This is a genomic window from Helicobacter sp. T3_23-1056 (assembly GCF_053654535.1).
On the sequence record NZ_JBSIUU010000002.1, the window covers coordinates 77,868 to 90,066 of the forward strand.

Here is a 12,199-nt window from a genome sequence, read left to right on the forward strand (position 1 = left end):
TTAGTTTTGCTTGTCATTGCGAGAATCGCATAGCGATTCGTGGCAATCTATGTTTGATTCGTGGATTGCTTCGGGCTGTCGCCCTCGCAATGACGAAAATGGTTTGGATTGCTTCGGCGATAAATCGCCTCGCAATGACGAATCTGCGCCCTTATTTGCCAAATAAAAAAATCGCCTATTTTCCCTAATCCCGCGCACAACCAAATGCGCCAAAAGTCCCGCGATTCCAAGCACTACGCCAACCACGCCAAATCCTACGCAGATAAACGCCGTAGGAAAGCGTGGCACTTTTGAAGTCTGTATAAACTCCACCACCAAAGGCACTCCAAGCGCAAATGCGACTATAAAGCACAGCGCACTTGCGATTCCAAAGACAAATAATGGGCGTTCGGTAAAAAGCAGTTGCATTATCATCGATAAAATCTTAAATCCGTCCCTAAATGTGCGGAGTTTTGAGAAGCTACCTGCAACTCGTGAGCGATAAGGTGCTGTGATTTCGCCGATTCGCAAACCGCTTTGAAGCGCAAAGACGCTGAGTTCTGTCTCTATCTCAAAGCCCTTGCTTGTGGCGGGGAATGTTTTGACAAAAGCGCGTGAAAAAATGCGATAGCCACTTAATAAGTCCTTTAAGCTAACGCCAAAGAGTATTTGCGCGATTTTGGTAAAAAGTGCGTTGCCAAAGCTGTGCCCTTTGCGATGAATAGTCGAATCTATCGGCATTCTAGCGATATTTAGCATATCTAAATTTTGCTCTTTAAAGATTTGCAAGGCGCGGGGCAAAATGCTTATGTCATACTGCAAATCCGCATCAATCATTATATAAATATCAGCTTCTATGAGCGCAAACGCATCGGCGATAACCGCGCCCTTGCCTTGCGTGGAGACGGAGTGGAGGTTTAAAATGCCGTCATTGCGAGAATCGCGTAGCGATTCGTGGCAATCCATTTTGTTTTTATGGACTGCTTCGTTGCACTCGCTATGCTCGTGTGCCCCGCAATGACGAAATGGGCGATTCCCCCCCCCCATCTGTTTGTGTTTGCGTGATTTGCGCTATTTTTGCTCTAACCAAATCCGCGCTTTTGTCCGTAGAATTATTATCAAAAACATAACTTTTAGCATTTGGCAAAGTCGCAAATATTTCATCGATGACTGCAATAATGCTTTTTTCTTCATTGTAGCAAGGGATAATCACAGCGATTTTTTTCATCTTTCTCTCCAAAAATTGCGGTTATAGCAAAGATTTTACAAATTTACTAGTGGTATAAAATGCTTTGTGATTTGATTTACAAAAACTCTCATAAGTTTTAGAATATTGTTTGGGTAACGGAGCGCGAATCTTTGGAAATTGTGGAAAAATCATTTGGCGTCCTTTGTGGCAATTTAAAATTGCTATTTTAGCACAAAATCGTAGAGTCTATACTTCAAATATTTTTCAAATCACACAAAAATAGCTCTTTTGCTTCATTTTTGTGTGATTGTGATAGTGTCAATATTTAGATTCGCGACCTTGCCCTCCGCGCTACCAATTACGCAATAATTCAATCCAGATTGCCGTGAGAGTGCGTCTAGCGCGTCCATATCGCTCTCCGTGATTTCGATAATCGCGTTGCTTTGGGATTCGCTAAAAATTGCGTCCTTTCCTTCATTTAAGTCAACCGCCACGCCATATCCGCCAAATAACGCCATTTTTGCCACAGCGATGGCGATTCCGCCTTCTTTCACAGCTTTGGCGGATTGATGAATCTCGCGCCATTTTGAAGGACATTCCACAAGGCAAGTTCTTTGTAGAGATTGATTTGCGGGGGTGTGCCTACGATTTGGTTGCATTAAAATCTATATTTGCGCTTGCGTTTGTCGCTAAAAGCGCGGGACTTAGGGCTAAAAATTTCACAAAATTTCGTCTTTGCATTGTCTTGTCCTTTGTTGTTAGATTTGTTGTTTAGATTGCTTGGCTATCAAAACTGCATTGCGTAAATCGCTATCGCCACTTCAAATCGCGCTTCGCAAAATCGCTACCGCTTTTTTGCGCAAAATCATTTGACTTTTGCGCTCGCCTTGTTTTTAAATTTTAAAACCTTAAAAGAGTTTAAAATTTGTGCTATTATCACAAATTATGCAAAAAGACAATGTGTTTTCTATCGCGACAAATGGCAAGAAAATCACTAAGAGCTAAAAAATGAGGGGCAAATCGACACAAAAAGAGGCGAAATCGTGCTAAAAAATGTGTGAGATTTTTTAAGAAAATTCAAGGTGCAAAAAATGCAGGGCGTGAAAAAATGCGGAGTTTTAAAAATGCAAGACTTCAAAGAGTGAGGCAAAAAATGCAAGGCAAAAAAAATGTAGGCTAAAAAAATGCAAGGTGTGAAAAATGAATGATATTAAGAAAAAGCAGATTTTAGAAAATGCCAAAAATATCGCAATTTTGGGGCTTAGCCCTGATGAGAGTAAGGCTAGTAATATCGTGGCGCGTTACCTACTCGCGCAGGGGTATAATGTTATCCCCATTTATCCGCGTTTGCCAAGTAGTGGCGAGATTTTGGGGTGTAGGGCGTATGCGAGTTTGCAAGAGGCGTTTAGCGATTTTACATTGCGTGATAGTGTCGGGCAGGGCGGTGCAATCGATATTCTTAATGTGTTTCGCAAAAGCGAGGCATTGGAATCGGTGGCAAATGAAATCATCGCCCTAAAGCATAAGCCAAAATGCGTGTGGGTGCAGTTAGATTTATACAATGAAAAGGCAAAGGCGATATTGCAAAACGCGGGGATTGCGTATGAAGAAGATTCGTGTATAAAGTTGGAGCATAGGCGCTTGTTTGGGTAGATTTGGGTGGAATTTGTGCAAAATTTTGGCAAAATCTTTGGCAAAATTTTTGGAATGTATTTGTGGGATTTTGGTAGATTTGGGAGGATTTGGTGGGGAGGGATTTGGGGAGGGGTTATGTAGGATTTTGTGGGTGAAAATTGTGATTTCGCAGAATCTAAATGCGTAAAATTTGCCACGCAAAAAAGTGCGCTTAGATTCTGGTTTTTGCTTTTTATATGGCTTTAAATTTTAAAAAAAATTCATTTATCAAGCATTTTGTGTAATAACAAAAAAGTGGATTTTGCAACATTTTATATTTCCCAAATTTTCTTTACAATATCAAATAATAATCTGTGCCTAGATTCTATTTCATCTTTACCAAAGGTATTAAATGATTGAAAATTAAGTTGTTCTTTCTCTATAAATTTTTTAAATTCTGGATTGCTTTTATAAAAATTTTCTGTAAGTGTTTCAGCAAACCAATAGCCACTTCCGCTGTAAGTTTGTAGTTTGTCCTGATATAATTCATTGTTTGATGATTCATTCACGGGACCTTTCAATAAAACCAATCCGCCTAAACGATTTCTTTGAATTCTAAAATCCTCTTCGTTGTCAAACAAAAATAAATTTTTTCTATTTTCATCATTGGCAAGTATATGTTCTATATGATGAGCATTATTGCCTCGCCCCTGTGATACAAGCTGGTAATAATCCTTGACTGCTAAGTTTGCATTTTTTGCAATATAATGTTCGATTCTTGCAAAGAAATATCTTAAAAATTTAACATTTAATTGTTCATATCCAACATTTCTAAAAAATTCATACTTAAATGACTCTTTAATAGATTTGTCATTTTTGCTATCTCCAATAAGTCGCAATAACTCATTATCAAATTCTTCCTTGATTTGTCCAATGTCTTTTTCTCTAATCATTTGAAGCAATGAAATCATAGATTCGTTAAATTTGTTAGAATCATAGCTTTGAGTTAAGTTTAGGATTACAAAATTTCTATCATATAATTTTCCAATAATCTCTTGCTTTTCTTGATTGTGTGCATCATCAAGTGTTAATGCAGACAGGATTAAAGGAAATTGCCCATTTTGTCCATTAAGATTATTAAAATAAATATGTTTAAATTTTAAATCATAATTAATGGCTTTTTCTAATGTGAATAAATATTCATTAGAAAAATATAAAAATTTAGATGTTATAAAATCTTTTACTTCTTTTTCATTGTGCTTTAACTTAAACCTGTTATTGAAAATTTCCGTAAAAATTGATTTATGGTATTTTTCAAACCCTAAATTATCGTATTGTTTTGAGTTGTCTATAGACTTGCTTCTAAAATAGTAACTGAAAAACTCATCTATTTCATTTTCGTTATATTCGGCTAATTTTTTGGTTTGCTCATCCCAAATTTTTAGATATTTATCTAAATCATTTTTGGTAATTTGCCCCAAAAGACTGCCTTTAAAAATCTCATAAGGTTTAAGAGGAAATCCTCTGTTGTTGATAACTTCAAATACCATATGCACATCTTTACTTTTTGTTATTTCAATCTCAATCAACTTTATTCTTTGTCTAAAATAAAGCGTAAAAAAGTGTAATTTATGTGTTGTTGCTGTTAGATTATCTTTTGTAACAAGTTTTTCATTTAATATACTTGTAATGACTTTATAATTTTCATAGATATTTTTCTCTGAAACATTTTTAAACCCATCGCTTTTTACGCCTTTAATACCTTCATTAAACAAAGATTCCATACTATCTTTTCTATCGTTGATTCCCATACAATACGAAGTTCCATAGTCTGTGGAATCGTAAATAGATGATTTTAAAGTATTTATTAAATGTTCTGGCAATTTATATTCTTTCGCTAAATGGTAAAGCGCAATGTGAATAAGAGTTAGCGTTGTAAGTCTTTGTTGCCCATCTACAATATATATTTTCCCTTTATTTTCGTTTGTTATGTAAGTATTTAGATAATACCACTCAAATGTAGTAATATTTTCTGGTGTTGGGTCTGAATCATCTTTGTATTCTAACTCAAATCTATAAAAAATATCCTCCAAGAGCGATGAAACGGGTTTGTGCGAATCTTTATCACTCCATTTATACTCTCTTTGATAAAAATCTATACCGTAATCCACTTGCTTAAAAATATCTGCTATGGATTTTTCCTTAGGCTTTAGCGTATCTGCCATTTTTCACTCCTTGATTTTTAATGCAACACTTTTGATTTAATTGCTGTTTTTATGATTTCTAGATTTTGCCATTATATCCAAAATCTAAAAATCATAAAAACTCAAAAATTATCCCACATTATATCAAACAAAAAAACATTAGGATATTTAAATATTTAACGCACGCAATCCCACAAAGCAGAATCCTGTAAATTAGGATTCTGCGAAGTAGTCAAAATCGAGTTAAAAGAAGTCGCGCTTATTTCTTAGCGATTTTTTCTATTATGGAGTTAAATGCCTTGCTTGGGCGCATTATGGCGTTGCATTTGTCATCATTGAGTTTGTAGTATCCGCCTAAATCCACCTTCGCTCCTTGCGCGGAGTTAAATTCTGCGCGGATAGACTGCGCGTTTGATTCTAGTTCGCTTGCCACCGCGCCAAAAAAGCTAGAAATCGCAGAATCTTCGCTTTGATTTGCCAATGCGCGTGCGAAATACATCGCCAAATAAAAATGGCTTGTGCGGTTGTCGTCCTCGCCTACTTTGCGTGAGGGGGCTTTGTTGTTATCTAGCCATTGTCCTATCGCGCTATCTAGGGCGCGTGAGAGGACTTTTGCTTTGGCGTTATTATTGCGCTGTGCGTAAAACTCCAAACTCGCTTGCAATGCCAAAAACTCGCCCAAACTATCCCAGCGCAAGTGATTTTCCTCCACTAGCTGCTCGACTTGCTTTGGCGCGCTACCTCCCGCACCTGTCTCAAACATCGCCCCGCCATTTAGCATAGGCACTACGGATAGCATTTTGGCACTTGTGCCAAGCTCTAAAATGGGGAATAAATCAGTGAGATAATCGCGCAACACATTGCCCGTAATGCTTATAGCGTTTTTGCCTGCGCGGATTAGTTTTAGCGATTCTAAGCACGCCTCTTTGGGGGCTAAAATCTCCATAGATTTGCCCTTTTGTTTTAGTCTTTGTCGCACAATATCAGCCATTATTTTGTTGCTCGCTCGCTTCTCATCAAGCCAAAAAATCGCCCTATCACCTGTGAGCTCGGCTCGCTCGATTCCCAAATCTATCCAATTTAGCACCGCGTCAATTTTGGCTTGATTTGCGCGATAAATATCACCCTTGCGGACTTTGTGGGTCAAAAGCGCGTTGCCACTCTCATCGATTATGCTAAACTCGCCATCGCTTTGCGCGATAAAAGTTTTATCGTGGCTGCCGTATTCTTGCGCTTTTTTTGCCATTAGTCCGACATTGCTGACACTGCCTAGTTTGCTAGGCTCTAGCGTGCCATTAGCGTGCAAATCCTCTATCACGGCTTCATAAATCGTAGCGTAAGTTTTATCAGGGATAACCGCGTTGGTATCGCACTCTTTGCCATCTTTGTCCCACAATTTCGCGCCGTTTTTTAGCATAGCGGGCATTGACGCATCGACTATCACATCGCTTGGGATATGCAAGTTTGTGATGCCTTTGTCTGAATTTACCATTGAGATTTTTGAGGATTTGGCAAGGATTTCGTTATACAGCGCGAGAATCTCATCTTTTTTAGGGCTAGATTCTATTTTGCTTAAAATCTCTGCCACGCCGTTATTTGCATTGACACCAAGCGCGGCTAACTCATCGCCAAATCGCTCAAAAATCTCGGCGAAATACGCCTTCACCGCGTAGCCAAATAGCACGGGGTCGCTTACTTTCATCATCGTGGCTTTGAGGTGGAGGGAGAATAAAATATCTTGCTTTTTGCAGACTTCAATTTGTGCTTTGTAGAAGTCATAGAGCTTCGCGCTATCCATAAATGTGGCGTCCAAAATCTCATCTTTTTCTAATTTGAGATTTTCTTTTAAAGTCGTGGTTGTGCCATTTGCGTCTTTAAATACGATTTTTGCGTTTGTGGGTTTATCGATGAGAGCTGCTTTTTCGTTGTCGAAAAAATCGCCATCTTTCATATAGCTCACAATGGTTTTGGAGATTTTATCAAAGGGAATCACGCGATAAGGATTTTTTCGTGCGTAGTCTTTGACTGCCTTTGTGCTTCGCCTATCGGAGTTGCCCGCTCTTAGCACGGGATTTACCGCGCTTCCTAGCACTTTTTGGTATTTTTCTTTGATTGCTTTTTGGGTGTCATCTTTGGGCTCATCGGGGAATTCTGGGAGCGCATAGCCTTTGCTTTGAAGCTCTTTGATAGTCGCTTTTAGCTGTGGGATTGACGCTGAAATATTGGGCGTTTTGATGAGATTGCAATCGCTTTGTTGCACAAGTTTGCCTAATTCAGCTAGGGTGTCTGGCACTTTTTGGGAATCTTTGAGCGATTCTGGGAATTGCGCCAAAACGCGCGCAGAGAGTGAAATATCGCTCGTAGCCACCTCAATATCTGCGTGGTTGCAAAATGCTTTTGCGATGGGCAAAAACGAATAAGTCGCAAGTGCTGGGGATTCGTCAGTTAGTGTGTATGTGATTTTCATTGTGTGTCCTTTGGTGTGAGATTTGGTAGGCAAATGCTAAAAAGTAAAATAGAAATGCCAACAAGAAATGTGAAAAAGTATAGCAAAATATATTTTATTTCGCATTATTTTTGGCAATACTTTAAAAAAAGGCTTAAAAACATTTTGTCAAAATTTTGCTATTTTGGTGCGCTTAGATTTCCGCCAAATGCCTTATAAAGCACGATTATAGAATTTATTTGGGCAAATTTTGCTTCATCTAGGCTTTGATATGCGTTTAGAAATGAATTTTCATTTGCCAAATAAGTATCTTCGTTTTGGGTTCCTAGCTTGTAGCTTGTTTGCGCGGATTCTAGCAGTTCTTGTGAGCTAGCAAAACTTTGGATTTGAAATTTTAGAGAATCTTTTGTGGTATTTACCTGCATTAGCGCGTTTTCTACCTCGCCTAGTGCCGTGCGTATGGTATTTTCTAGCGCATAGTAGGCTTGTTTGGTGGCTTCTTTTTGGATTTTGTAGTCTTTGGTTAGGCTAGCGCGATTTAGCAGTGGCGAGGTAAGAGAACTTGTGATTTGCCAGATAAGGCTACCAGCCCCCCTTGCCGAATACAAAATCTGCCCCAAACTCCCGCCAAGCGATATGGACGGGAAAAGTGCCGCTTTTTTAGAATTACCCAGCATAATCTGTGAATTTAGCGTGGCAATGCTAGATTTTATATCCTCTCTATTTAGCAAAATATCTTGTGGAAATTCGCGCACGATAGGGATTTTTGCCTCGCTAAAATCTATTGTCTCTTCGCTTTGGATAATCTCATCTAGCACGCTAGAATCAACGCTATTTAGTAGCACCAAAAGCGCGTTTCTTGTTTGCTCTTCTTGGAGTTTTAGGGCGTTTAGGTTTGATTTTGCGCTTGATAGGGCGGTGATAAGCGGGCTAAGAGTGGAAATATCTAGCAAGCCTAGCGCGTATTTTTCGCGTGATAAAAATAAGATTTTTTCGTTATTTTCTAGGATTTGAGCGGCTCTAATCCTTGCATTATGAGTTTTTATCAGTGTGTAATAATTTGTCGCCACCTCGCCTATTAGGATTACTTTTGCGGATTCTAGATTAGAAAATGCGGCAAGGTATTGATATTTTTGAGATTTTCGCAAAGAGTTTAGCTTGCCAAATAAGTCAATTTCCCACGACAAAGAAAGATTTGCATTTACGGTGTTTTGATTGTAGTTTATTTGGTATCTGCTGTAATTGCCACTTGAAAAATTATGCCCCATATTAAAAGAAAGTTTGGGTAGCATATTTGCATTTGCTAGCCCTAGAGATTCCCTTGATTGCGCGATTTGTGAAGTGAGGGTTAGGATATTTGTGTTGTTTTGCAGGGCGGTTTCTAGCAGGGATTTTAGTCGATTATCATTGATAAAAAAGAGCAAGTTTTTAAGATAATCCACCTCATCATTTTTGCTATTTTTTGCGCTATTTTTCGTAGCATTTGAGGCAGAATCTAAAGGCGATTTTGGCAGTGCTAGCTCGCCTTTTATGGAGTTTCGTAGATTTTCTTTTAGTGATATTTCTTTTGCCACGCGCTCATTTGTATATGGCGTGGCACAGCCTCCTAGATATGCCCCCACGCAAAGCGCAAATCCAAATCCTATACAAATCCTAAGCACATTTGCTAAGCGGGCAAAATCCGCGCAAAATCTACGCATAAATATTGCACGCAAAAACATTATGCGCACAAATCCTGCGCACGAAACTCTTTCGCACGCAAATATCGCGCACGCATAAAAGCGCGACACAAAAACCCACATACTCCAAACATTAAAGAATCTTATAAATCTCATTTGGCGTTATTCCTTATCGTGCCTTGTCTTGCTTTTTTTTTAAATCGCTACGCAAAATCCAAACCAACAAAGAAAGCGCAAAAAAGATGTTCTAAAATCCTTCAAATGTTTGATTCTATGATTTTAGGACTTTTTTAGGCAAACTCTTTGAGGAGCAGTTTTTGCGTATCCATTATGCCAATGCCCTTATTTAGCGTGTCATTAGCGATGTCTTGGGCTTCTTTAAGCGAGTGCATAGCATAAGTGCCACATTGAAACTTATTTGCCTCTGGGATTTCGCTGACGCGCAAAATATCTTTCATACTCGCTTCCCACGCTTCTTTGACGCTCTCTTCGCTTGGAGTGCCTATCACACTCATATAAAATCCCGTGCGACAGCCCATCGGCGAAATATCGATAATTTCGACATTTGAGGCATTGAGATGCTCGCGCATAAATCCCGCAAAAAGGTGCTCTAGCGTGTGGATTCCCTTTTCGCTTAAAATTTCCTCATTTGGCTTGCAAAAGCGCAAGTCAAACACACACACTTTATCGCCCTTTGGCGTTTCCATTGTCTTTGCAAGTCGCACCGCAGGGGCTGGCATAATGGTATGATCCACCTTAAAACTATCAAGTAATGGCATAGATTCTCCTTTAAGAAATCAAAATTTAAAGATAGAATCTTAGTAAAATTTGGATTATAGTTTGCTAAAGTGAAAGCAATGTGAAAAATATTTGCCAAAATTTTTGCTACAATTTCAAATCTTTGAAAAATAACGACAAAAAGGACAAGCCTTGCAACTTGATGATGTAGCAAAATCTTTTAAGAAAATCCAAGCCTATCTTTATGAGCTAACAGGAATCCACCTAGAAAACAACTCCAAGCAAACAATGATGAAAAATCGGCTAGATTCTCTCACGCGCAATGCCGTGTTTGGCGAGGTGCAAACCGTGCAAGATATTTTAGACATCGCTAGCCAAAACGCCCAAGCAAGACAGCTTTTTATCAATGCTTTTACGACAAATAAGACAGATTTTTTCCGCGAGAGGGTGCATTTCCAAGATATGCTTGATAGGGCTATGCCTACCCTTTTTCAAAGTCATTTCAAAATCAAAATCTATTGTGCGGCGTCCTCCACAGGCGAAGAGCCATACTCTATCGCGGCTACCGCGCTATATGCCAAAGAGATTTATCGCTCTTCAAGCGACATAGAAATCATAGCCACAGACATTGACACCAAAGTCTTGCAAGCCGCAAAAGATGGCGTTTTTAACTTTAACCCAAGACTTCATCTACCAAATTGGGTAAATATGGATAAATATTTTGACACGATAAGCGAAAATCCAAACGGCACTTTGCAAATCCGAGCAAAGCCCGAACTAAAATCGATTTTAAAATTTCAAAATCTAAATCTTTTTGCAGAAAAATATCCATTTAACAAAAATGACTTTGATATAATCTTTTGTCGCAATATTTTGATTTATTTTAAAATCGAGGACCAAGAGATGATTTTGAAACGACTTTTTACACATCTAAAAATCGGCGGTGTGTTTTATCTAGGGCACGCAGAGGATTTGCTAGGGCTAAAAGACAAAGTAGAGCGACTAGGCAACAAAACCTACATAAAAATCCGCGAATAAATCAAAAAAATCCACAAAGGTAGCACAAAGTATGGCAGAAGCACATAAAGATTTCAAAGGAGTGCAAGAAAAACTCCACCCCGATGTATTTCTAAAATCCCAGCCCTGTCCCATCGGGCGCGAAAAGCTCGTAGTCATAGGCTCTTCTACGGGCGGTCCTCAAGCCCTAGAAGCCGTGCTTAGCGCATTGCCACAAGATACCAATCTACCTCCCATACTTATCGTCCAGCACACACAAGAGGGATTTTCTAAGTCCTTAGCACTTAGGCTAGACTCTAAATCCAAAATCTCTGTTTTGGAGCTAGAAAAAAAAGAGATTTTAAAGCACGATTGCGCCTATATCGCCAAAGCGGGAATGCAGCTAAAAATCGGCTGTGAAGCGGGGAGATACTACGCCTGCCCTATCGATGGTCCTAGGATTTCTCGCCACTTGCCAAGCGTGGATATACTTTTCCGTGCGACAAATAATTGTGCAGGCAAAAGCGCACTAGGCATAATACTAACGGGAATGGGCGATGATGGCTCTATCGGCATAAAAGAAATGCACCAAAATGGCGCATATACAATCGCACAAGATGAAGCCACTTGCACGGTTTTTGGTATGCCAAAGCAAGCAATCGAAGCAGGCGCAATCGATGAAATCGTAGCCCTGCAAAATATCGCAGACAAAATCATAGCCTACGCGGAGGATAGATTGCCCCAAAAAAGAGGCGTGAAAATCGATGATGGGGAATATCATATTTAGATAGGATTTACCCCGACTTAACCCCAAACAAAGCAGTCTTTAAGTTATGATTTTTTCGATAAAAAACAAGAATATCACTACACAAAAAGCACAAAAATTTTGCAAAATAAACAAATACAAAAACTCACACAAAAACTCACAAACATAGATTTTATCAATAACCAAAACAAAAATGCACAAAAACTCTTTGCCAAAAATCATTACAAAAAAACTTTATTAAGTTAATATAGATTGTTTTTTTTTTTTTTTGGTAAAATTATGTTTTGGATTTTGTTTAGCGACTATACAAAGGATTGTTACGCTCTATATTTTTGATATTTGTATGACTGCATTTTTTAAAACACAAACGCAAAAGGACAAAATTTTGAAAACCATTTCTAACCACAACGCCACACCTGTGCTAATCGGGGGGGGGGGGGATTACCTTCTACTAATCCTAACGCACTTTTTGCAAAATATCATCGCAAATTGCTTTTTGCGATTTCAAAGGCATTTTGGCAAATCCTTAAACACTACAAGCGATTTTATCTTGGGAAGCCGAGAATAAAAATGTGCTGTTATATGCTA

Annotated in this window: 13 protein-coding genes; 5 read left to right on the forward strand and 8 right to left on the reverse strand. The window is 38.8% G+C overall.

The window, feature by feature from the left end:
- The 4 genes from ACWIUO_RS01500 to ACWIUO_RS01515 form a co-directional block, all read right to left on the reverse strand.
- Window positions 1-1,026, reverse strand: a complete 1,026-nt coding sequence (locus tag ACWIUO_RS01500) for a glycosyltransferase family 2 protein (RefSeq protein WP_454176183.1) — start codon at window positions 1,024-1,026, stop codon at window positions 1-3.
- On the reverse strand, window positions 977-1,207 hold the full coding sequence (locus ACWIUO_RS01505) for a glycosyltransferase (RefSeq protein ID WP_454176184.1): 231 nt from the start codon (window positions 1,205-1,207) through the stop codon (window positions 977-979). Before ACWIUO_RS01505 ends, ACWIUO_RS01500 begins: the two co-directional genes overlap by 50 nt.
- A 21-nt stretch (window positions 1,208-1,228) precedes the next feature.
- Complete coding sequence (locus ACWIUO_RS01510; RefSeq protein ID WP_454176185.1) at window positions 1,229-1,360, reverse strand: hypothetical protein; 132 nt, start codon at window positions 1,358-1,360, stop codon at window positions 1,229-1,231.
- 101 nt (window positions 1,361-1,461) lie between these two features.
- Window positions 1,462-1,770, reverse strand: coding sequence for an AIR synthase-related protein (locus tag ACWIUO_RS01515; RefSeq protein WP_454176186.1), 309 nt, complete (start codon window positions 1,768-1,770; stop codon window positions 1,462-1,464).
- A gap of 598 nt (window positions 1,771-2,368) precedes the next feature.
- On the opposite strand from ACWIUO_RS01515, the gene ACWIUO_RS01520 reads away from it, so the two are divergent.
- Window positions 2,369-2,821 (forward strand): CoA-binding protein, encoded by a 453-nt coding sequence (locus ACWIUO_RS01520; RefSeq protein ID WP_454176187.1) that lies wholly within the window; start codon window positions 2,369-2,371, stop codon window positions 2,819-2,821.
- Window positions 2,814-2,990 carry a hypothetical protein gene (locus ACWIUO_RS01525; RefSeq protein ID WP_454176188.1) on the forward strand — a complete coding sequence of 59 codons (177 nt, stop codon included), beginning with the start codon at window positions 2,814-2,816 and terminating at the stop codon, window positions 2,988-2,990. The genes ACWIUO_RS01520 and ACWIUO_RS01525 overlap by 8 nt, the downstream gene beginning before the upstream one ends.
- A 124-nt stretch (window positions 2,991-3,114) precedes the next feature.
- On the opposite strand, the gene ACWIUO_RS01530 is transcribed toward ACWIUO_RS01525, so the two are convergent.
- The 4 genes from ACWIUO_RS01530 to luxS form a co-directional block, all read right to left on the reverse strand.
- Entirely contained in the window at window positions 3,115-5,007 is a 1,893-nt protein-coding gene (locus ACWIUO_RS01530; RefSeq protein ID WP_454176189.1) for a DUF262 domain-containing protein, read from the reverse strand.
- Between the two features lie 238 nt (window positions 5,008-5,245).
- Entirely contained in the window at window positions 5,246-7,453 is a 2,208-nt protein-coding gene (locus ACWIUO_RS01535; protein WP_454176190.1) for an NADP-dependent isocitrate dehydrogenase, read from the reverse strand.
- A gap of 158 nt (window positions 7,454-7,611) precedes the next feature.
- Window positions 7,612-9,267, reverse strand: coding sequence for a TolC family protein (locus ACWIUO_RS01540; protein ID WP_454176191.1), 1,656 nt, complete (start codon window positions 9,265-9,267; stop codon window positions 7,612-7,614).
- Window positions 9,268-9,401: 134 nt separating this feature from the next.
- On the reverse strand, window positions 9,402-9,890 hold the full coding sequence (luxS, locus tag ACWIUO_RS01545; RefSeq protein ID WP_454176192.1) for an S-ribosylhomocysteine lyase: 489 nt from the start codon (window positions 9,888-9,890) through the stop codon (window positions 9,402-9,404).
- 151 nt (window positions 9,891-10,041) lie between these two features.
- Between luxS and ACWIUO_RS01550 the strand changes: the two genes are divergently transcribed.
- From ACWIUO_RS01550 to ACWIUO_RS01560, 3 genes are all read left to right on the forward strand, one after another.
- Complete coding sequence (locus tag ACWIUO_RS01550) at window positions 10,042-10,887, forward strand: CheR family methyltransferase (protein WP_454176193.1); 846 nt, start codon at window positions 10,042-10,044, stop codon at window positions 10,885-10,887.
- 31 nt (window positions 10,888-10,918) lie between these two features.
- On the forward strand, window positions 10,919-11,632 hold the full coding sequence (locus tag ACWIUO_RS01555) for a CheB methylesterase domain-containing protein (protein WP_454176194.1): 714 nt from the start codon (window positions 10,919-10,921) through the stop codon (window positions 11,630-11,632).
- A gap of 364 nt (window positions 11,633-11,996) precedes the next feature.
- Window positions 11,997-12,179, forward strand: a complete 183-nt coding sequence (locus ACWIUO_RS01560; protein ID WP_454176195.1) for a hypothetical protein — start codon at window positions 11,997-11,999, stop codon at window positions 12,177-12,179.
- Window positions 12,180-12,199 lie beyond the last annotated feature (20 nt).

Excerpts from the sequence above, each read along its gene's own strand:
- luxS (WP_454176192.1), bottom strand. The coding sequence starts at position 9,890 with ATGCCATTACTTGATAGTTTTAAGGTGGATCATACCATTATGCCAGCC.
- ACWIUO_RS01500 (WP_454176183.1), bottom strand. The coding sequence starts at position 1,026 with ATGGGGGGGGGGAATCGCCCATTTCGTCATTGCGGGGCACACGAGCAT.
- ACWIUO_RS01520 (WP_454176187.1), top strand. The coding sequence starts at position 2,369 with ATGAATGATATTAAGAAAAAGCAGATTTTAGAAAATGCCAAAAATATC.
- ACWIUO_RS01530 (WP_454176189.1), bottom strand. The coding sequence starts at position 5,007 with ATGGCAGATACGCTAAAGCCTAAGGAAAAATCCATAGCAGATATTTTT.
- ACWIUO_RS01540 (WP_454176191.1), bottom strand. The coding sequence starts at position 9,267 with ATGAGATTTATAAGATTCTTTAATGTTTGGAGTATGTGGGTTTTTGTG.
- ACWIUO_RS01555 (WP_454176194.1), top strand. The coding sequence starts at position 10,919 with ATGGCAGAAGCACATAAAGATTTCAAAGGAGTGCAAGAAAAACTCCAC.
- ACWIUO_RS01510 (WP_454176185.1), bottom strand. The coding sequence starts at position 1,360 with ATGATTTTTCCACAATTTCCAAAGATTCGCGCTCCGTTACCCAAACAA.
- ACWIUO_RS01535 (WP_454176190.1), bottom strand. The coding sequence starts at position 7,453 with ATGAAAATCACATACACACTAACTGACGAATCCCCAGCACTTGCGACT.
- ACWIUO_RS01505 (WP_454176184.1), bottom strand. The coding sequence starts at position 1,207 with ATGAAAAAAATCGCTGTGATTATCCCTTGCTACAATGAAGAAAAAAGC.